The following is a 21,853-nucleotide window of genomic DNA, read 5'->3' as shown; positions in this document are numbered from 1 at the left end:
AAGGGTAGGCTAACCTCACTCGGACGCGGTAGGGTTTGCTGCCCTCAGACGGGGCGCAGTGGACAGCGCGACAGCAAGGGATCTCCGGATGCTCCTCAGAACGACGCGTATGAAGCCCTGGCGGCGGTTGGCGGCGGCACTGTCCGCCGCGGCACTCGGCGTCGGCCTCCTCGCGGGGTGCGGTTCCGAATCGGACGACTCGAACGATTCGGCGGACAAGACGGGCGACGGCACCCCGGCTGCCGCCGCCGGCGCCTTCCCGGTCACCGTGGAGCACGCGTTCGGATCCACGAAGGTCACCGAGGCCCCCGAGCGGGTAGTCTCCGTCGGCTACACGGACGACCAGACCATCCTGGCGTTCGGCATCAAGCCGGTCGGCATGGTCGACCAGTACCCGAACCCGGCGGGCCGGAGTCCCGACATCAACACCCAGTGGCCCTGGGTCAAGGAAAAGTGGGGCGACAGCAAGCCCGAAGTCATCATGAAGAACGGCGACTCCGGCCCCAACTACGAGAAGATCGCCGCCCTGCGCCCGGACCTGATCATCGCGGTCTACTCGGAGATCGACCAGGCCGCCTACGACAAGCTCTCCAAGATCGCCCCGACGGTGGGCCGCACCAAGGCCGAGAAGGAGCCGTTCAGCGCGCCGTGGCAGGACAACGCGCTCCACATCGCCAAGGCGCTCGGCAAGGCCGACGAGGGCGAGAAGATGGTGGCGGACATCCAGGGGAAGCTCGACACGGCCAAGAAGGCGCATCCCGGGCTGGCGAGCCAGACCGCCGTCGTCCTGTCCTGGTACGAGGACTCGGTGGCGCCGTTCACCTCCACCGACGTGCGCGGACGGCTGGTGTCGGGCATCGGCTTCACGTACCAGACCGAGATCGACAAGGTCGCGGACGGCAACTTCTACACGAAGCTCTCCCCCGAGCGGGTCGACCTGGTCGACGTCGACCGCGTCTTCGTCATCAACGACAAGGCGGACCAGGACGCGCTGAAGAAGTTCAAGCTGTTCACCAACCTGGACGCCGTCAAGAACGGCAAGGTGTCGTACCTGCTGGACAGTGAGGGCCCGGCGGTCGGCGCGGCCATCTCCCAGGGCACCATGCTGTCCATGCCGTACGCGATCGACGAGCTCGTCAAGTCGGTCGGGTAGGTGTGAGCGGCACCGGCACACGCGTCGCCCCGGCGAAGCTGCGTACGGCGACCGGGCGCGAGGCCACCCGATGGGTCGCGGCGCACTGTCGCGAGGTGCCCTGGCTGACGGGCGCCACCGTACTCACCACGGTGGCAGGGGCGGCGCTCCAGGTGCTCCCGGTGCTCCTGCTCGGCAGGGTGGTCGACGAAGTGGCCGAGGGCGGATCGCCCTCCGTCCTGGTGACGATCGGGGCCCTGATGGTGGCCGCCGCGCTGCTCGGCGCGGCGGCCACCGCGGTGTCGACCTACCTCATCGGGCGGCTGGGGGCCGATCTGCTCGCACGCCTGCGGGAAGGCGCCGTCCGGGCGGTGCTGGCGATGCCCAGCACCCGGATCGAACAGGTCGGCCGGGGAGACGTCCTCTCCAGGGTCGGTGACGACGTGGCCGTGATCTCCAAGGGCATCCGGACGGCCGTCCCCACGGTGTTCTCGGCGGGCGTCCTGGTCGCCATCGCCACGTTCGGCATGTTCGGCCTGGACTGGCGGCTCGGTCTCGCGGGCGCCGGCGCGCTGCCCGCGTACGCGCTGGCCCTGCGCTGGTACCTCCCCCGGTCCGCCCCGCTCTACCGGCGACAGCGGGTGGCCCAGGCCGACCGCGCGCAGGCCCTGATGAGCGGCCTGAACGGGATCGACACGGTCCGGGCGTACCGCCTCGAGGACGCTTTCCGCGAGAAGGTCACCACCGAGTCCTGGCGGGTGCGCGATCTCGGTATCGAGGTGTTCCGGTTCTTCGGCCGGTTCGTCGGCAGGGAGAACCGCGCCGAGTTCATCGGGCTGGCCCTGATCATCGTGGTGGGGTACGCCCTGCTGGAGGCCGGTGCCGCCAGCCTGGGCGAGGTGTCGGCGGCGCCGCTGCTGTTCCACCGGCTGTTCACTCCGCTCGGCGCCATCATGTTCACGTTCGACGAGGCGCAGAAGTCGGGCGCGAGTCTGACCCGGCTGGTCGGGGTCCTGGGAGAGGACGCGGCGGACCGGCTGGTGGGTGACGCGTCGGCCGTGACGGCGGACGCCCTCTCGTACCCGGTGACGGTGGAAGGACTGACGTTCGGCTACCCCGGCACCAAGGAGCCGGTCCTGAGGGATGTCACCCTGACGATCCCGGCCGGCGGCTCACTCGCCCTGGTGGGCGCGACGGGGGCGGGCAAGACGACCCTCGCCGCGCTGATCGCGGGCATCGGCACCCCGCAGGCCGGTACGGTGCGCGTCGGGCCGACCGATCTCGCCGGTGTGGACGAGGCCGGGGCGCGGGCCCTGGTGAGCATCCTGACCCAGGAGACGCACGTGTTCTCCGGTCCGCTCGCCGACGACCTGCGGCTGGCCGCGCCGGAGGCGACGGACGCCGAACTCACGGGCGCCTTGCGCACGGTGGGCGCCGAAGCGTGGGTCGACGCGCTGCCCGAGGGGCTGAACACGCTGGTCGGCGAAGGTGGCGAGCGCCTCGACGTCACCCAGGTCGCCCAGATCGCCCTCGCCCGGCTGGTGCTGAGCCCCTCGCCCGTGGTGGTCCTGGACGAGTCGACCGCGGAGGCGGGCAGCGAGGGCGCCGCCGAGCTGGAACGGGCGGTGCTGGCCGCCTGCTCGGGCCGGACCACCCTGTTCGTGGCGCACCGGCTGACCCAGGCGATGGCCGCGGACCGCATCGCCGTGCTGGACGCCGGCCGCGTCGTGGAGCAGGGAACGCACGGGGAACTGGTGGCCCTGGGCGGCCGGTACGCGCGGCTGTGGCGGGCCTGGCGAGAGGGTAGTTAGGTATGCCTTACTTAGGCTAGCCTGCCTTCATTCCTTGGAAGGGGCGTGGAGTCTACGATGACGGAACCGACCGCTCGTCTCGTTCAGCTTTCTCCCGGGCACCTGACCGCCGTACGCCGCCGCACCGGCGACTTCTCCGACCGGACCATCGCCGAGGCGTGCGCCATCGGGCTGTCGTACTGGGCGACCGGCCGGAGCCCCGACGGCATCGACCTCACCCCCGGCACCCTGTTCGCCGACGTCCTCGGATGGGTCGACAACGGCGGCTCGGGGCCCGGCGACTGGAACGTCGGGCCGGACTGCCGGAACATCTCCCTCCCGGAAGGCGTCGTGCCGGACGACGCACGACTCGCGCTGGACGACCTGGCCGACTTCCCGGACCGGCCCCTCGGCACCATCGGCCCGTCCGGCGCGGCGGCGCGGCGGGAGGAACTGGCCCGGTGGAACGCCACGGAGGCCGGCCGGGTCCGCCCGACCCTGGTGGAGATGTTCCGCGAGCAGGCGTGGACCAGGCCGGACGCCGTCGCCGTCGTCGACGACCGGCGGACGCTGACCTACCGCGAAACGGCCGAGCTGTCGGCCCAGTTGGCCCACCATCTCCTCGCACGCGGGCTGACCCCCGAACAGGCCGTCGGCATCTCCCTGGAACGCTCCGCCGACATGGTGATCGGACTGCTCGGCGTGCTCCAGGCGGGCTGCGCGTTCGTGCCGCTCGACCCGCACTGGCCCGCCGCGCGCCGAGCCGTCGTCATCGAGGACGCCCGGGTCGTGGCGCAGCTCAACACCTCGGGCGAGCACGCCGAGGGCGAACCGGAGGCCGTGGCCGTGGACCTCGGTGACTGGCGGTTCGGATCCCACCCCGCCGAGGGCACCCGGGTCACCGTCCCCGGCGACGCACTGGCCTACGTGATCTTCACGTCCGGTTCGACCGGGCGGCCCAAGGGCGCGATGATCCGGCACGAGGCGATCAGTGAGCGCCTGCTGTGGCAGGTCCACGAGGTCCTGGGCTTCGGCCACGACGACGCGTCGCTGTTCAAGGCGCCGCTGTCCTTCGACATCTCCATCAACGAGATCTTCCTGCCGCTGGTGTCCGGTGGAAGGCTCGTGGTCCTGAGGCCCGGTGGCGAACGCGACCCGCACCACCTGCTGAGCGTGATCGCCGAGCAGCGTGTCACCTTCACGTACCTGGTGTCGTCCATGCTGGACGTGCTGCTGGAGATGTGCGGCGACTCCGGGCGCCTCGACAGCCTGCGGCACGTGTGGTGCGGAGGCGAGGTGCTGACCCCGGAGCTGTACGAACGGTTCCGCACCCGGCTCGACATCCCCATGTACCACGGCTACGGACCGGCCGAGACCACGATCGGTGTCTCGCACGTCGTCTACCGGGGAGCGGCGGAACGCCTGTCGACGTCGATCGGCAAGGCCAACCCCAACACCCAGTTGTACGTACTGGACGACGAGCTGCGTCCGGTCCCGGTCGGCGTCGGCGGCGAACTGTACGTCGGAGGCCTCCTCCTGGGACGCGGGTACGTCAACGCGCCCGGCCTCACGGCGTCCCGGTTCGTGGCCAACCCCTTCGCCGACGACGGCTCACGGCTCTACCGGACCGGGGACCTCGCCCGCTACGCCCCCGACGGTTCGCTGGACTTCCTCGGCCGCGCCGACAACCAGATCAAGATCCGCGGCATGCGGCTGGAGATCGAGGACGTCGAGGCCGGCCTCGCCGAGCACACCGGGGTACGGCACACCTGCGTCGTAGCGAAGAAGAACGCGGCCGGCGGCACCTACCTGGTGGGATACGTGATCCCGTCAGCCGGGAACGGCGGCCTGCGGGCGGCCGACGTCAGGGCCTGGGCCGGCGAGCACATGGTGGAGTACATGGTGCCCGCCCACATCGTCGTGATGGAGGAGTTCCCCCTCACCGCGAACGGCAAGCTCGACCGCAAGGCACTGCCCGAGCCGGTGATCGGGACGGCCTCGGTCGTGCGACCCGTCACCGAGAACGAGCGCGCGGTGTGCGCGGCGGTCGCCGCGCTGCTGCAGCTGGACGAGGTCGGTGCCGACCAGGACTTCTTCCAGCTCGGCGGAGACAGCATTTCGGCGATCTCGCTGCTGAGCGCACTGCGGGACGAGGGTCTGCACGTCACCGCACGGCAGGTCTTCACCCACAGCACCCTGGGGGCGCTGGCGGCCGTGGCGAGCCGTGAGGACACCGCCGTCGTGGACCACCGCGACGTCGCGACCGGCTCCGTCGTGGGATCGCCCGTCGTGCAGTGGCTCGGCGAGACCACGGACGCCATCGACGGCTTCGTGCAGTCGGTGGTACTGAACACCCCGGGGGACCTGACGCCCGGGGCTCTCGACGAGGTCCTCGCCGCCGTGGTCGGCCGGCACGCCATGCTGCGTGCCAGGCTGGTGCGCGGCGACCGATGGGGCTTCGACATCCCGGAGACCGGCGAGACGGACCAGCCGGACGCGTTGTGGCAGGAGAGCGACCGACCCCTCGACGAGTGCGTCGCGCTCGCCACCGACGGGCTGGACCCGACGGGCGGCGCCATGCTGCGCGCCGTCTGGCGCCGCGAGGCACGGCAGTTGGTCGTCGTCGTCCATCACGTGGTGATCGACGGCGTGTCCTGGCGGGTGCTGATGGAGGACCTGGCCACGGCGTGGCGGCAGTTCGCCTCGGGCGCCCCGATCGACCCGCCCCCGGTGGGCACGTCGTTCCGGCGCTGGACGCAGTTGCTGGAGCGCGCCGCGTTCGACGCGGACAGCGCCTACTTCCGGCGTCCCCTGCCGGGAGCGGACGAGCCGGTGGGCCGGCGCGCGCTGTCTGACGCCGACACCGTCGCCCGGGAGCGGGTACGGACCGTCTCGGTCGGCGCCGAGGTCACGGCCGCGCTGCTGGCCGAGACGCCCGCGAAGTTCCACGCGGGCGTCAACGACGTACTGGTGACCGCGCTCGCCGTCACCCTCGCCCGGTGGCGCCGGGACCTCGGCCAGGACCAGACGTTCGCCCACATCGAACTGGAGGGCCACGGACGCGAGGGACGGTTCGTGGCTCCGTCCGCCGGCTTCGAGCCGGAACTGTCGCGGACCGTGGGCTGGTTCACCACCCTGTTCCCGGTGACCGTGGACCCCGGCGCGGCCGCCGACCTCACCGCGCCCGGATACCTGACCGCCGCACTCAAGGCGGTCAAGGAAGACCTGTCCCGGGTCCCGGACAACGGCGTCTCCTACGGCGCCCTGCGCTACCTGACCCGCACCGGCTTCGAAGCGCCCGCACCCCAGGTGCTGTTCAACTACCTGGGCCGCTTCGACGCGGGCACGTCCACGGACTGGCAACCCGCACGGACCACCGGCCGGCTGGGCGAAAGGCGCGACCCGAGGATGCGCCTGCCGCGCGCCCTGGAGTTCAACGCGATCGCCGAACCCGCCCCGACCGGCGCCTATGAACTGGTCACCGCCATCTCCTGGCCCGACGGCATGTTCACCGACGAGGACATCGCGACGATCGAGGCCTACTACCGACAGGCCCTGGCAGGGCTGGCCGCGCTCGACGAGGGCGGCCACTCGCCCAGCGACTTCCGCCCGCTGCCGCTCACACAAGCGGATGTCGACGCCCTGGACGGCCCGGCGCTGCGGGACATCCTGCCGCTGACCCCGCTGCAGGAAGGCCTGTACTTCCACTCGGCCTACGACGACGACTCGACGGGCAGCTACGTCGAACAGCAACTGCTGACGCTGGACGGCGAGGTCGACGCCGGCCGGCTCGCGGCGGCGGCCACCCGCCTGCTCACGCTCTACCCGAACCTGGCCGCACGCTTCGTCGCCCTCGCCGACGGCCGTGTGGTCTCCGTGCTGGAGGACGGCGTCAAGGCGCCCTTCACCACGCTGGACCGCCCCGGCATCACCGACGACGAGATCCGGGCCCACGCCGAGGGGGACCGCCGCGCCGGGTTCGACCTGGCCACCGGCCCGCTGATGCGGTACACGCTCATCCGCGGGGGCCCGGGCCACAACGTCCTGGTGCAGACCGTGCACCACATCATCGCCGACGGCTGGTCGGTGCCGCCCATGCTGCGCACGCTGCTGGCCGAGTACCACACGCCGGGGACCGCTTACCCGCTCGGCGGCTTCCCCGACCACGCACGCCTTCTCGCCGGACGCGACGAGGAGGTGAGCGACCGGGTGTGGCGGGACCAGCTCGCCGATCTGCCCGGCCCCTCGCTGGTCGCCGAGGGACACACCCCGTCCGGCCGGTTCGCCGACACCGCGGTGGTGCCGGAGCAGGACGTCGACGCGGCCGCCCGGTCGGCCGGCGTGCCGCTGAGCGTGGCCGTGCACAGCGCCTGGGCGGTGACGCTGGGCGGCATCCTGCACGGCAGGGACGTGGTGTTCGGTTCCACGGTGTCCGGACGCGACGCCGACGTGCCCGGCATCGAGGACATGGTCGGCCTGTTCATCAACACGGTCCCCGTACGCGCCCGTTGGACCGGAGCCACCACCGCACGCGACCTGCTCGCCTCCGTCAGAGCACACCGGAGCGCGGTGCTGCCCCACCAGCACGTCGCTCTCGCGAGGGTCGCCCGCCAGGCCGGCACCGGCCCGCTGTTCGACACCCTGGTGGTGTTCGACGTGGCGACCGACGTGGCCGGTCTGCGGCGGCCCGACGACACGCTGGTCATCACCGGCATCGTGAACGAGGGCGCCCCGCACTACCCGTTGACCCTGGTGGTGGAGCGCACACCCGGCGGCGGCCCGCGCTTCAACCTGATCCACGACGGCGAGCTGCTGCGGGAGGCGGGCGCCCAGGGGATCCTGGCCACGTTCACCCGGACCCTCACCGGCCTGCTCACCCGGCCCGACACCCTGGTCGACGACCTGGCGTCCGAGCCGATCCGGCGCCCCGCGCCGACCACCCCGACGACCCTCGGCGGGCTGTTCGACGCCGCCGCGCGCCGGGCCCCGTCCGCCACCGCCGTCACCCAGTGCGCCCTCGACGGCGGCACCCGGTCCCTGACCTACGGCGAACTGGCGGACGCCAGGGACAGGTTGGCCTCGGTCCTGCGCGCGGCCGGGATCGGGCCGGGCCGGCGGGTCGCCGTCGCCGTACCACGCTCCGTCGAGCAGGTCGTCGCCCTGGTCGCGGTCGTCGGCGCGGGCGGCGCGTACGTGCCGCTGGACCTGGCGTACCCCGACGAGCGACTGGAGTACGTCCTCGCCGACGCGGCCCCGCAGGTCGTCCTCGTCGCCCCGGACCAGCGCGACCGCTTCACACGGCTGCTGTCCCGGGCGGGTGTGCCGACGGCCCGCGTGCTGGTCCAGGGCGAGGAGCCGCCGCCGGCCACCACCGCCCCGGAGTCCCGTGCCCGCGGGCACGACCCCGCGTACGTGATCTACACGTCCGGATCGACCGGCAGGCCCAAGGGCGTCGTCGTCGCGCACTCCAGCGTGGTGACGCTGCTCGCGAACACCCGGTCCGGCATGGACTTCGGCCCGGACGACGTGTGGGTCCAGTTCCACTCCTTCTCCTTCGACTTCGCGGTCTGGGAGCTGTGGGGCGCGCTGGCGCACGGCGGTGAGCTGCTGGTGCCGGAGTACGGGCTGACCCGCTCACCGGTCGACTTCCACCGGCTGGTCCGCGAGCGCGGGGTGACCGTTCTCAACCAGACACCGTCGGCGTTCTACCAGTTCATCGAGGCCGACCGGCATGCCGGCTGGCCGCTCCCCGCGCTGCGCCGGATCATCTTCGGCGGCGAGGCGCTGGACCTCGGGCGGCTGCGCGGCTGGGTCGAGCGGCACGGTACCGGTTCGCCCGAGCTGGTCAACATGTACGGCATCACCGAGACCACCGTCCATGTCACCCACCGGGTGCTGACCGACGAGGACTTCGGTCCCGGCGGCGCCGTCAGCCCGATCGGCGCTGCGCTTCCCGGCCTGGTCACCCATCTCCTCGACGACCGGCTCCGGCCGGTCCCGGCGGGCCGGGTGGGTGCCGTCTACGTCGCCGGCGACCAGGTGTCGCTCGGCTACCTGGGCAGGCCGGGACTGACCGCGGGCCGCTTCGTGGCCGACCCGTTCGCGGGCGACGGCTCCCGCATGTACCACACGGGCGATCTCGCCCGCCGGACGCTCGACGGCGAGCTGGAGTTCGCCGGCCGTGCCGACGACCAGGTGCAGCTCAGGGGTTTCCGTATCGAGCTCGGCGAGGTGGAAGCCGCCGTCCGGGAACTCGACGGTGTCGTGGACGTGGCCGTCACGGTGGCCGGCTCCGGCGACCACCTGATCGCGCACGTCGTGGGCCGGGCACCCGGCGACCTCACCGGTGCCCTGTCCACGAAACTGCCCGCACACATGGTGCCGAACCGGGTGGTGCCGGTCGACGCCCTGCCGCTGACGGTCAACGGCAAACTGGACCGCGAGGCCCTGTCCGAGCGGACCTCTCAGGACGACACCCTGACGGCCTGGCAGGAGACTGGGGAGAAGAAGACCGGTGCGGTGACGCGTCCCACAAGGGGGAACGGCGCGGCCGTCCCCCAGCGGGCGGACGTGTCACCGGGCCTCCGGCGGAACACCTCCGCCCTCGCCGCGCTGGTGAAGATCTTCGCGGACACGCTCCCCGGTTCCACCGCGCACCCCGACACCGACTTCTTCACCGCCGGAGGCGACAGCATCGTCGCCATCACCGTGATCAACCGCGCCAGGACGCTCGGCCTGCCGATCGCGCCGCGGGACGTGTTCCTGTTCAGGACCCCACGCGCGCTCGCCGAGCACCTGGACACGAGCGCCCCACCCACCCCGCCCCCCGCGCCGGCCCGCCACGAGGACGGCCCGCTGGCGCCGACGCCGATCATCCTGCGCCGGCGTGAACTGGGCGGCTCGCTCGCCCGTTTCGCGCAGGCCAGAACGCTGGCGGCTCCCGAGGGCACGGGGCTCGCCGATGCCGAGCGCGCCGCGCGGGCCGTCGTGGCCGCGCACCCGGTGCTCCGCCTGCGGCTGCGCGCCGACCACGGGGTGTGGGCACTGCGCACCGAACCCGTCCGCGAGGTCACCGTCGTACGACCGGACACGACCGATGCGACGACGGCGGCGAACGAGGCCGCGGGACAGCTCGACCCCGAGTCCGGGGAGGTCATCGCGTTCTCGTGGCTGGAGACGAGCCGGACCCTGGTGATCACCGTGCACCACCTCGCCGTCGACTCGGTGTCCTGGCTGGTCCTGCTGGACGACCTGACCACCGCGATGCGCGGCGCACCCCTGGCACCGCCGACCACGCCCTACGCCGAGTACGCCGCGGCGCTGACGTCCCACTCCACCCACGCGACCGACGACCTGGACCACTGGATCACCACCCTCCAGGCACCCGCGCTGCTGCCTTCCGTCGACGGGCTGCGGCAGACCACGGTCGTACTCCCGCCCGAAACGACCGACCGCGTGACCCGTACCGCGCCCACCGCACTCGGGATCGGTACCACCGAACTGCTGTGCGGCGCGTTGCGCGCCGCGCTGACCCACATCCAGCCGTCACCCACCGACCTCGCGATCGAACTGGAGCGGCACGGCCGGGTCCCGGTCGTCGAGCACCACGACTACACCCGCACGGTCGGCTGGTTCACCGCCATCGCTCCCGTAAGGCTCACACCGCACACCGACCCCCTCACGGCGGCGCGCGAGCTCACCGAGCGCCGGCCGGACGAACGCGCGCACCTCGCCTACGGCGGGCTCAGGTACCTCAACCCGCAGACCGCCCCGCTGCTCACCGACCGCCCGCAGGTACTGTTCAACTACCTCGGCCGGGGCAGCGAGTCCCAGGCGCTGCACCTCACCGGCGGCGACCCGGGCAGCGCGTACGCCGTCGAGGTCAACACGTGGATCGACGCGGCCACCGGCAGCCTGCACGCCGCCTTCACCCTCGCCGAGGGCATCCCCGACGAGATCACCGAGCACTGGTACGGCGCGCTGGAGCGCATCGCGGACGCCTCCGCGACGGCCGAGCGCACGGCACCGGTCACCCCGCTCCAGCGGGGCCTGTACTTCCAGGCCCAGATGGCGGGCTCGGCCGGCCACTACGTCGCGCAGAGCTACTTCACCTTCGAACGGCGCCTGGACACCGACGCGCTGTCCGAGGCGATGGCGTACGTGATCACGCGGCACCCGGTCGTGGGCGCCGGCTTCACCACCGACGACGACGGAAACCCCGTCCAGGTCCTCGCCGCCGGCCGGCGGGCCGACGTCCGCACGGTCGCGCTCGCGACGGAAGAGGAGGTCGAGGCCCTGCGCGTCCGGGACCGGAACACGGGCTTCGACCCCGGTGAGCCACCGCTCGTCCGGCTGACCGTGGTGCGCCTGCCCGACGACCGCGACGGCCTGCTGCTCAGCTACCACCTGCTGCTGTGGGACGGCTGGTCCCGCGAGATCGTGCTGCGGGACCTGTTCGACGCCTACCGGGCCGTTCTCGCGGGCGAGCAGCCGGCTCCGGTCCCGGCCACACCGAGCTTCGAGGATCACGCCCGCGCGCTCGCCGCCAGGAACCCCGCGGCATCGGAACGCTTCTGGGCGGAGTACCTGGCAGCCCTCGCCGGCCCGACCCTGCTCGCGGGACCGGCGCCCGCACTCTCCGACGACCTGCCGCGCGCGCTCGTGCACACGCTGTCCGCCGACCGGTCGGACCGGCTGCGGGAAGCGGCCAGGGAGCACGGCGTCACGCTGAACTCGGTGCTGACCGGCGCGTTCGGCCTCCTCCTCGGCGCCCGCACGGGCCGCGCCGACGCGGTGTTCGGTGTGACGGTCTCCGGCCGTGAGGGCGAGGGACTGTCCGACATCGTCGGCGTACTGCTCAACACCGTCCCCATGTGGACGCGGGCGCGGCCGGGCGACACGGTCCGCGCGTACCTGACGGCCGTACAGGCCGCCAGGGTCGAGGCCATGGAGCACGAGCACCTCGGCCTCGGCGAGATCCAGCGCGCCGGCGGACACGACACCCTGTTCGACAACCTGTTCGTGCTCCAGAACTTCCTGGACATGGACGCCTTCGCCGAGATGAACGCCGACCACGGCATCACCTCGGTACGGGCCGACGACTCCACCCACTACCCGTTCACCTGGGTCGTCACCCCCGGCGACCGGCTCACCGTCAAGCTGGAGTACCGCGACGACGACACCGCGAACGCCCGCCGCCTCCTCGACGACTACCTGCGCGTACTGGACGACCTGGCCCGGTCGACCGGCCCGGTCGGCGCGCTGCGAGGCCTGGCCACGGCGCCCGGGCCCGCCGAGCGCACCGAGGTCGGCACGGACACCGTCGTCGACCGGTTCGACCGGGCGGCGGACCGCGACCCGCGGCGCGTCGCACTCGTGGCCCACGGCTCGACCATGTCCTTCGCCGAACTCCGCGACCGCAGCCGCGCGGTGGCGGGTGTCCTCGCCGGGCGCGGCGTCGGACCCGAGACGACCGTGGGCCTCGCGATCCCGCGCTCCCTCGACTCGATCGTCGCGCTGTTCGCCGTACTGCGCACCGGCGCCGCGTACGTGCCGCTGGAGCTGGACCACCCGGACGAGCGGATCGCCACGATCGTCGCGGACGCCCGCCCGGACCTGATCCTCACGGTGAGTACCGTCTCGCCCCGGCTGATCCCGTTCTGCGGCGGCCTGGTCGAGCTGGACCGTCCGCTGCCCGACGCCGAGCCGTTCGTGACGTTCGCGCCGGACGACCCGGACCGCCTGCGGCACCCCGCGTACACGATCTACACCTCCGGATCGACCGGGAAGCCCAAAGGCGTGGTGACCGAGTACGCCGGACTCACCAACATGCTGATCAACCACCAGCGGCGGATCTTCGAGCCGGTGCTCGCGGAACACGGCCACCGGACCTTCCGGGTCGCGCACACCGTGTCGTTCGCCTTCGACATGTCGTGGGAGGAACTGCTGTGGCTCGCCGACGGTCACGAGGTGCACATCTGTGACGAGGAACTGCGCCGCGACGCGCCCCGCCTGGTCGAGTACTGCCTCACGCACGGGATCGACGTCGTCAACGTGACCCCGACCTACGCGCAGCAACTGGTGGCCGAGGGCCTGCTCGACGACCCGTCACACAGGCCCGCGCTGGTGCTGCTGGGCGGCGAGGCCGTCACCCCGGCGCTGTGGCAGCGCCTCGCCGAGACCGAGGGAACGGCCGGCTACAACCTGTACGGACCCACCGAGTACACCATCAACACGCTGGGCGTCGGCACCTTCGAATGCCAGGACCCGGTGGTCGGGGTGGCGATCGACAACACGGACGTGTACGTGCTCGATCCGTGGCTGCGGCCGCTCCCGGACGGCGTCCCCGGGGAGCTGTACGTGTCGGGCATCGGCATCGCGCGGGGCTACCTCGGCCGGCCCGCCCAGACCGCGCACCGCTTCGTGGCGTGCCCGTTCGGCGTTCCCGGCGGGCGCATGTACCGCACCGGGGACCTGGTGGTCCGGCGGTCCGACGGGAACCTGATGTACCTGGGCCGCACCGACCAGCAGGTCAAGATCAGGGGGCACCGGATCGAACCGGCCGAGGTCGAGGCCGTGTTCGCGGCGCACCCGGCGGTGCGGTTCGTCGCCGCGGTCGCACAGCCCGACCCGCAGGTCGACGGGGCGTACCGGCTGGCCGCCTACCTGGTGCTGGACGGCTCCGACCTGGCGGCGGTCGCAACCGAAGTGGGCGCCGGACTGCCGGACTTCCTGCGCCCGACGCACTACGCCCAGGTCGACGCCATCCCGCTGACCGTGAACGGGAAGGCCGACACCAAGGCGCTGCCGGAGGCCAAGCCGCTGGGCGCGCTGACCACGGCGGGGGAGCGGAGCGCGGAGACCGGGACGGAGACGGTGGTGTGCGAGTTCTTCGCCGAGGCCCTGGACCTGGACGACGACGAGGTGAGCGCGGTGAGCGACTTCGTTGCCCTCGGAGGGCACTCCATGCTGGCGGTACGGCTGACCGGGCTGCTCCGCCGGGAGTACGGTCCAGTGATCACGATCCGCGACCTGCTCACCCTGCGAACCCCGGAAGCGATTGCCCGCCACCTCGATGACAACTCCTGACACGCAGCGGCCCCGCCCGGGGTCCGACATCCTCCGTACCGCCCTGCGCCGCAACGTCGGCGCGATGGTCTCGGGCACCGTCCTCATGGGCCTGTACCAGGCCGGTGAGACCGCCTTCCCGATCGCCCTCGGGCTGATCGTCGAACACACCATGCGGGACCGCAGCCCCGGCGCCCTGGCTGTCTCCATCGCGGCGCTGGCCGTGATCATCACGACCGTGTCGCTGTCGTGGCGGTTCGGCATGCGCATCCTGCAAGGCGCCAACACGACGGAGGCGCACCGCTGGCGGGTGCGGGTCGCGGCCTGCGGACTCCAGCCGGTGGCCAGGGACGTCGATCTCAAGTCCGGCGAGGTGCTGACCATCGCCACCGAGGACGCCGACCAGACCGCCGACATCATCGAGGTGGTGCCGCTGCTGATCAGCTCCCTGGTCGCAGTGGTGATCGCGGCTCTCGCGCTGGGTCTGGCCGACATACGGCTCGGAGGGCTGGTGATCGTGGGAACCGTCGCGATCCTGTCGGTCCTGAGCGTGATGTCCAGGCGGATCGGCTCCAGTACCCGCGAACAGCAGGCCCGGGTGGCACGGGCGGGCGCGAAGGTCGCCGACCTGATCATCGGCCTGCGCCCGCTGCACGGCTTCGGCGGCAACCACGCCGCGTTCCGGTCCTACCGGAGGGTCAGCACGGAGGCGAAGCACCAGGCGGTCACCGTCGCCAGGGTGAACGGCGTGTACGCGGGCACCGCGCTGGCCCTCAACGCGGTCCTCGCCGCCGCCGTGACCCTGACGGCGGGCTGGCTGGCGTTCGACGGTCAGATCAACATCGGCGAGCTCGTCATGGCCGTGGGGCTCGCGCAGTTCATCATGGAACCGCTCAAGCTGTTCTCCGAGATGCCGAAGTACGTGATGATCGCGCGTGCGTCGGCCGAGCGGATGGCGCTGGTCCTGACCGCGCCGCCGGTGACGGCCCCGGGGGCTGGACGGCCGGCCGCCGGCGGTGACCTCGAAGTCGACTGCGTCCGGCACGGGGCCCTGCGCAAGGTCAGGTTCCGGGTGGCCGCCGGCGAGTTCGTGGCCGTCGCCGCCTACCAGCCGCGCGCCGCCGCCGACCTCGCCTCGGTCCTGGCCCTGCACGTCCCGCCGGACGCGTACGAGGGGGCGGTGCGGGTCGGCGGCCAGGACCTCGCGGACCTGTCGGCCGAGGCGGTCCGCGAGCACATGCTGGTCAACCCGTACGACGGGGAGATCTTCGCGGGCACCCTCCGCTCGAACATCGACCCCTCGGGCAGCAGCCGGGCGGTCCCCGAGGCCGTCGAGGCGTCCATGCTCACGGACGTCGTCGCCCTGCACCGCGAAGGACTCGACTACGCCGTACGCGACCGGGGCGCCAACCTCTCCGGGGGCCAGCGGCAACGGCTGTCCCTGGCGCGCGCCCTCGCCGCCGACGCCGACGTCCTCGTCCTGCGCGATCCGACGACGGCCGTCGACGCGGTCACCGAACAACTCGTCGCACGCAACATCGCGAAGCTGCGCCGGGGCCGCACCACCCTCGTCATCACCAGCAGTCCGGCCCTCCTCGACGCCGCCGACCGGGTCCTCGTCCTGGACGACGGCGTCATCACCGCCGAGGACACGCACCGCAACCTCCTCGCCACCGACGAGGCCTACTGCCTGGCCGTGGCCCGGTGACCCGGCGGCAACCGCCTAGGCGAGCGCCCAGGCGACATCCCTGAGCAGGGCGTGCCGCCAGCCTGCCCGGTCGTGCCCCGACGCCGAGCGGGACACCCGCACGGTCGCACCGGCCTGTTCGGCGAGCGACTCCACCCGGCCGCAGTGGGGGAGCATCCGCGTCTCGTGTTCCCCCACGTCGAACGCGACCCGGAGACCGGACAGGTCGGGCCGCCCGCGCAGGCGCGCGGCGACGGCGCCGCCGACCGGCCCGCCCAACGGGTCCGCCAGATCCGCGGCGCCGGGCGTCCACCACAACGACGCCGACTGGCAGGCGACGCGGGACACCAGGTCCGGGAACTCCAGCGCCGCGTACAGCGCGCTCAGCCCGCCGAGGCTCTGCCCCGCGACCACCAGCCGGTCCCGGTCGGCGGGCACCCCGCACTCCGCCACCAGCGGCAGCAGTTCGTCCCGGACCGCCTCCCACAGTTCGGGACGGCAGCCGAACTCGGCCGTCCTGTCCTTCGCCGGCAGGAAGACGAGCGTGACCGGCGGCATCGCCCCACCGGCGACGGCCGAGTCGAACGCGGTCGTCGCCGGGTGCAGGTACAGCCAGTCGTCCCCGTCGAGCAGCAGGACCACCGGTCCGCCGCCGCCCGCCGGATGGACCCGCACGGTACGCCGCCCGCCGAGCCGTTCGCTGCTCCAGCGGAGCCGGGTGCGGGGGAGGGGCAGTACGACGTCGGTGCCGGCGCCCACTGCGGGCCAGTACGGCTGGGCCGGGGCGTCCGGGGTGGCGGCGATGGACCGGTCACCGCCCGCGCCGACCGGGTTGAACGGGTCCGCGTACGCCGCGTCACCCACGAGGAACTGGTACGTGACCCGCAGCCGCGCCGGCATCCGCACCTCGGCGTACCAGCAGTCCGTACTGCCCCACCGCCGCAGGGGCACCGGCTCCGACCAGCTCTCGAAGACCATGCTCGCCGCTTCGGACCCGCGCCGCAGGAACAGGGTCGTCCAGTCGTCGCCTTCGGGTATCGACGCGGGGGACCTGGCAGTCGCCCAGAAGGCCTCGGTGCCGGGCGCTCCGGACAGTCCGAAGGCGGCGAAGGCGTCGTCCCCCAACCTCATGAACGTCTCCTTGTGGAGCGGAAAGCGAGAAGGCTAAGCTCGATTTCAATTAGGCGAGCCTAACCTAATCCCTTTGGAGGCACCGCGTATGAGCGCCAATCCCTTCGACGACGCCGACGGCCGGTTCCTCGTCCTCGTGAACGACGAGGGCCAGCACTCGCTCTGGCCGTCCTTCGCGGAGGTTCCCGGGGGGTGGACGACCGTCTTCGAGGAGAACACCCGGGACGCCTGCCTGGAGTACGTCGAGGTCAACTGGACCGATCTGCGCCCCCGATCACTCGCCGAGGCCATGGACGCCTGACGCGACGCTCCGCACAGGACTGACGAGTACCCCGCCCGCCGTCCGGGCCGGGACAGGAAAGTCAGTCGACACGGGTGCGTGCGACGCACTGTGATGGACAGGACCGCCCGCCGCACGCAGCGGGCCGACCGCAGGAGCCGTCTTGGTATCCGCGAGCATCCCGGGCCGTCCCCCGATCGACACCTCACTGGTCAGACGCCTGGTCGATGGGCAGTTCCCGCAGTGGGCGGAGCTGCCCCTGCGGCTGCTCGAACAGGCCGGCTCGGACCATGTGATCCACCGGCTGGGCGAGGAGCTGACCGTCCGGCTTCCCCGCCATGCCGGCGCCATCGGGCAGGCCAGGAAGGAACTCGAGTGGCTGCCCAGGCTCGCCCCGCACCTGCCTCTGGCCGTCCCGGTCCCGGTGGCGGTGGGGGAACCCGGCTTCGGCTATCCCTGGCCGTGGGCCGTCTCCCGCTGGATCGACGGGGAGGTGGCCACCGCGGACGCGCTGGCCGACTCCTCCGAGACCGCTGTCGAACTGGCCGGATTCCTGACCGCGCTTCAGCGGTTCGTGCCCGGCGGGGCCCCGGCCCGGGCCCCCGCAGAGGACCTCACCGTTCAGCCGCTGGCCGCCCGGGACGAGGCGACGCGCGCCGCCATCGCGGAGGTCGGCGGCGCGTTCGACAGGGCCGCCATGACCGAGCTGTGGGACGCGGCGCTCGGCGCCTCGGGATGGGACCGCCCTCCGGTCTGGTTCCACGGAGACTTCCACACCGGCAACCTGCTGACCGTCGACGGCCGCCTCAGCGCGGTCATCGACTTCGGCGGGCTCGGCGTCGGTGACCCGGCCTGCGACCTGACCATCGCCTTCACGTTGATGTCGGCCGGGCCCCGGGCCGCCTTCCGCGACGCGCTCGGCGTGGACGACGCCACCTGGACCCGAGGCCGCGGTTGGGCCCTGGCCACGGGGCTGAACGCCCACACCTCCTACGCCGCCACCAACCCCGGGGTCGCCGCGCAGACCACACGGCAGATCACGCAGGCGCTCATCGGCTAGCCCGCCGGCACGGCAGCATCGCCGACGTCACCGACGGGCAGCTCGCCACGGTGGGCTTCTCGCAGCACCCGTGCGCTCCGAGCCCGTGCGGGTCCGAACCGAACCCTTTCACGCATGGTGCACATCATTTGAATGATGCACATACTCGCCAGGTGGCGCCGAGTTCGACCGGCCTGTGCCGGTGCCGGCCGGTCTCCGCGTGCTCCGGGGACGCGTCGCCCGGTACCCTGCGCGTCGTGATCAACTCATCTGCGGGCCTTGACGACACCGCTGTCGCGACTGCCGCCGCCCGGGCAGGCGCAGAAGTCGTGCGCGCCGGACACGGGCAGCGACTGACCCACCTCGACAAGGGTGCCGGAGACTTCGCCACCGACGTCGATGTGGCGGCCGAGGAGGCGATCATCGCCGTCATCCGTGCCGCTCGGCCCGGGGACGCGGTGCTGGGTGAGGAAGGCGGACAGCGGGGGGCGGCCGAAGCGGTGCGGCAGTGGTTGGTGGATCCCCTGTGCGGCACACTCAACTACGCCGTCGGCAACATGCTGGTGGCCGTCAACGTGGCATTGCGCGACGGTCCCGCGGCGGTCGCCGATCCGTTCGCCGGCGAGGTCTACGTCACCGACGGCCACACCGCTCGGGTCCGGCGCGACGAGGGCGACACGCGGTTGACGCCGACGGCGGCCACCGGGCTGGTCGACGTGAACCTGGATCCGCCCTTCCCGAGTGCGCCCGGACTCCGGGCGGTGGACTTGCTCGCCCACCCGGACTTCGTCCAGCGGTTCCGGCCGCGGGTGGTCTCCACGACGCTGGCGCTGGCCTGGGTCGCGGCCGGAAAACGCGCCGCTTACGTCACTGACGGCGGTGACCTGGCAAAGAGCGTGCACTTCGCCGCCGGCATCGCCTTGTGCCGGGCCGCCGGCTGTGTCGTCACCGGAATCGACGGCGCTCCCCTCGGTCGGGCGGGCCGTGGCCTCGTAGCGGCCGCCGACGCAGAGACACACGGGCTGCTGGTGTCGATGCTCCGCGACGGAGGCCGGCCGGGCGGCCGGTGACGCTCGGCCCGCCCCTGTAAGGGGCGGGGGAGGCGGCGGTCGGGCGGGACTCGGCTCTCAGCGAGCGGGCGGTAGCGGAGGGGAGGCGAGGGCGTCGAGCAGGAGGTCCGCCGAGAGTGCGGGTACGGTACGGCCGCCGAAGCCCGTGGTCGTGGTCGCCGCGAGCAGGGAGTTGAGCACCGCTTCCTCGACCCCGTCGAGAACGGATTCGAACAGCGGACCGAGCTCGGCATCCGCGACGGGAGCGCCGCCCGGTCGCGTACTGAAGGCGATGGCGTAGTCGCCGCTGCCATGACTGTAGGCCGCGCCCGTGCGGGCCAGGGCGAACACCGCACGCCGCGCGACACGGGTGAGCTGCCGGGCGTCGAGCGGGGCGTCCGTGGCCACGACGATCACGCACGAGCCGGTGTCCGAGGCCGGCGCCGGACCGTCGGCCCCGACGCCCACGGGCCGCGGAGCGAGGGTGCGGCCGAGCACCCGCAGCGTGCCGCCGAAGTTCGCCTGCACCAGGACGCCGGCGGTGAAGGACCGGCCGGCCAGGGCCGGAGTACGTGAGGCGGTTCCGATGCCGGACTTGAAGCCCAGCGCGACGGTGCCGGTTCCCGCGCCGACGCAGCCCTCGGCCACCGGTGTGCCCGAGGCCGAGTCGAGGGCCGCCCGGACGTGCTCCTCGTGGACGGGCCGCGCACGGATGTCGGACAGGAAGCCGTCATTGCACTCGCCCACCACGGGGTTGAGGCTGAGGACCTCCTCGCATCCGGGCCGCTCGAGCATCCAGCCGACGAGGGCGTCGGCGACGCGGAAGGCCGACAGAGTGGAGGTGAGCAGGACCGGGGTCTCCAGTGCGCCGAGTTCGGTCAGCTGGGTGGTGCCGATGAGTTTGCCGTAGCCGTTGCCGGTGAACACCCCGGCCGGCAGGGGGGCTTGAGGACCGACGAGGTCGGGCACGATGGCGGTGACCCCGCTGTGTACGTCGGGCTGCCGGCGAACGGTGGTGTGCCCGACGCGGACGCCCGGCACATCGGTGATCGCGTTGAAAGGCCCGGTGTCGACAGGTCCGACGACGATGCCGAGGTCGCGGGCCCGGCACCGGGTGGCGCCGGGCGGGGACTGCGGGTGAGGCTGCGCTTCCATACGTCCGGACGTTACGCGTTGCGCGGCGAACGCGGCCCGAGTGCCGGCCGACGTCAGGCGCCGGCGCGCGGGTGGGCGGGGCTGAGGCTGTGCACCGCGGTCTGCTCGGCGTGCGGGGCGAGCAGGCCCCGCAGTTCCTCTGCCGCGGCCTTGAGGAATTCGCCGTCGCGGGTGCCGTCAAGGGTTTCGAGGACGAAGGCGACGTGGGTGGAGTCTTCGGTGACGCGTGTGCGGTGGGCGTCGCGGTGGTTCCAGTGTCGGGTCAGGACGCCGTCGGTGTCGGCGTAGACGATCTCGCCGGGCTTGGGGTTCTCCACGGTGTCGGGCTCGCCGAGCGGGGTGAACTCCTCACCGCCGTCCGCGTAGCGGATGTCGACGTCGCCGGCGACGTGGCCGAGGTCGAAGGCGCCGGCCGGAAGCCCGTGACGGACGGAGACGGAGTTGTAGGAATCGACGGCCGGGTTGATGCGCGGCAGCGAACCCTTCTTGGTGAGGCGGCGGCCGAGGGCGTCGACGCTGGGGCGGATGCGGCGGGGATTGGTGCCGAAGGAGCGGTAGGCGGTGTGCCACGCCTCGATGCGGGGGTCGCTCTCGTCGGCGGGCTGCCAGGTGCCGTCGGCGAGCTGCCGCTCCAGGTCTTCGAGAGCGGCGGTGGTGCCGGGCCAGGCTTCGTGGCCGCGCAGGCCGGTGGCGATGACCAGGGCGATGAGCGTGTCGGGGAAGGCGTCGGCGACGGCGGGGCTGATGCGGAAGGCGGTCATGAGGCGAGATCCTGTTTCGTACGCGTGCTGGTGACGGGGTCAGGGCTGCCACGGACCGATGCGGCCCAGGCGGCGCAGCTGCTGGCGTGCGGTGGACACGTCGAGGCCCTGGCCACGCTCGGTGAGGCGGTCGGCGACGGCGGTGCGGTGCTCCACCGGTTTGTGGTCGTCGTACTTGAACTTGGCCCGCACTTCGACCACTTCCAGCCGCAGGCCGCGGATGCCGGGCAGCATCCGCCCGTTCGGGGGCTGGTCGGGGGCGATGGGAGCGTGGTCGCCGTCGGGCTGGAAGTGTGCCATCTGGCGGCGCAGCAGCTCGGCCTTGGCCTCGGGCTCGTCGACGATGTGGGCGCGGCAGGTGAACTGGACGGCCGCGTAGTAGCTGGTGGGAACGCCGTCGGTGGGCGGGTCCTCGGACCTGGCGCGCCAGGGACCGGGGACGAAGGCATAGTCGCCGATGACGGTGAAGGTGACGTTCGGGTCGTGCTCGATCGCCTTCCAGAGCGGGTTGGGCCGGGCCAGGTGGATCAGCAGTTGGCCGGCGTCGGTGGTGAAGTGGGTGGGAACGGTCACGGGCGCTCGGCCGGGCAGGCCGTTGACACTGAGCTGTCCGAAGTCGTGGCCGTCGGCGATCCAGGCCTGCCATTCGGCTTCGTCCAGGCCGGCGTCCCAGGGCTGGATGAACATGCGGTTCCCTCTGTGTGGCGGGTATGGCTGGTGTGGCGGTTCGGTGCAGGCGAGCGGCCGGCGGTATCGACGGGG

11 protein-coding genes are annotated in these 21,853 nt (G+C 72.4%); 7 read left to right on the top strand and 4 right to left on the bottom strand.

Going from position 1 to position 21,853, the window contains the following annotated elements; all coding sequences use genetic code 11:
* The first annotated feature begins 88 nt into the window (after positions 1–88).
* Genes ACH4F2_RS09955 through ACH4F2_RS09940 form a run of 4 tightly spaced genes read left to right on the top strand, consistent with a single transcriptional unit; the run spans position 89 to position 15,697 of the window.
* Positions 89–1,153 (top strand): iron-siderophore ABC transporter substrate-binding protein, encoded by a 1,065-nt coding sequence (locus ACH4F2_RS09955; protein ID WP_398132196.1) that lies wholly within the window; start codon positions 89–91, stop codon positions 1,151–1,153.
* 2 nt (positions 1,154–1,155) lie between these two features.
* Complete coding sequence (locus tag ACH4F2_RS09950) at positions 1,156–2,943, top strand: ABC transporter ATP-binding protein (RefSeq protein ID WP_398132195.1); 1,788 nt, start codon at positions 1,156–1,158, stop codon at positions 2,941–2,943.
* Between the two features lie 57 nt (positions 2,944–3,000).
* The gene (locus ACH4F2_RS09945) at positions 3,001–14,010 is read left to right on the top strand and encodes an amino acid adenylation domain-containing protein (RefSeq protein WP_398132194.1); all 11,010 of its coding nucleotides are present in this window, start codon (positions 3,001–3,003) and stop codon (positions 14,008–14,010) included.
* Entirely contained in the window at positions 13,997–15,697 is a 1,701-nt protein-coding gene (locus tag ACH4F2_RS09940; RefSeq protein ID WP_398132193.1) for an ABC transporter transmembrane domain-containing protein, read from the top strand. The genes ACH4F2_RS09945 and ACH4F2_RS09940 overlap by 14 nt, the downstream gene beginning before the upstream one ends.
* 15 nt (positions 15,698–15,712) lie before the next feature.
* Here the strand turns inward: ACH4F2_RS09940 and ACH4F2_RS09935 are convergent, their stop codons facing one another.
* A complete protein-coding gene (locus tag ACH4F2_RS09935; RefSeq protein WP_398132192.1) occupies positions 15,713–16,807 on the bottom strand; it encodes an alpha/beta hydrolase-fold protein in 1,095 nt (364 codons plus the stop codon).
* An 88-nt stretch (positions 16,808–16,895) separates the two neighbouring features.
* Between ACH4F2_RS09935 and ACH4F2_RS09930 the strand changes: the two genes are divergently transcribed.
* The 3 genes from ACH4F2_RS09930 to ACH4F2_RS09920 all read left to right on the top strand — a co-directional run bounded on the left by ACH4F2_RS09930 (position 16,896) and on the right by ACH4F2_RS09920 (position 19,196).
* Positions 16,896–17,108 (top strand): MbtH family protein, encoded by a 213-nt coding sequence (locus tag ACH4F2_RS09930; protein ID WP_398132191.1) that lies wholly within the window; start codon positions 16,896–16,898, stop codon positions 17,106–17,108.
* Positions 17,109–17,250: 142 nt separating this feature from the next.
* Positions 17,251–18,147 (top strand): aminoglycoside phosphotransferase family protein, encoded by an 897-nt coding sequence (locus ACH4F2_RS09925; protein ID WP_398132190.1) that lies wholly within the window; start codon positions 17,251–17,253, stop codon positions 18,145–18,147.
* Between the two features lie 236 nt (positions 18,148–18,383).
* The gene (locus ACH4F2_RS09920) at positions 18,384–19,196 is read left to right on the top strand and encodes an inositol monophosphatase family protein (RefSeq protein WP_398132189.1); all 813 of its coding nucleotides are present in this window, start codon (positions 18,384–18,386) and stop codon (positions 19,194–19,196) included.
* A 57-nt stretch (positions 19,197–19,253) separates the two neighbouring features.
* Here the strand turns inward: ACH4F2_RS09920 and ACH4F2_RS09915 are convergent, their stop codons facing one another.
* Genes ACH4F2_RS09915 through ACH4F2_RS09905 form a run of 3 tightly spaced genes read right to left on the bottom strand, consistent with a single transcriptional unit; the run spans position 19,254 to position 21,778 of the window.
* Positions 19,254–20,330 (bottom strand): P1 family peptidase, encoded by a 1,077-nt coding sequence (locus tag ACH4F2_RS09915; RefSeq protein ID WP_398132188.1) that lies wholly within the window; start codon positions 20,328–20,330, stop codon positions 19,254–19,256.
* A 53-nt stretch (positions 20,331–20,383) separates the two neighbouring features.
* Positions 20,384–21,091 carry a B3/4 domain-containing protein gene (locus ACH4F2_RS09910; protein WP_398132187.1) on the bottom strand — a complete coding sequence of 236 codons (708 nt, stop codon included), beginning with the start codon at positions 21,089–21,091 and terminating at the stop codon, positions 20,384–20,386.
* A 39-nt stretch (positions 21,092–21,130) separates the two neighbouring features.
* Complete coding sequence (locus ACH4F2_RS09905; protein WP_398132186.1) at positions 21,131–21,778, bottom strand: FMN-binding negative transcriptional regulator; 648 nt, start codon at positions 21,776–21,778, stop codon at positions 21,131–21,133.
* Positions 21,779–21,853: the final 75 nt, after the last annotated feature.

The organism is Streptomyces sp. NPDC017890, assembly GCF_044328675.1.
In the GTDB taxonomy this organism is placed as follows: domain Bacteria; phylum Actinomycetota; class Actinomycetes; order Streptomycetales; family Streptomycetaceae; genus Streptomyces.
The sequence above is the reverse complement of the archived record's forward strand: the minus strand, read 5'-3'. Positions and strand labels throughout refer to the sequence as shown.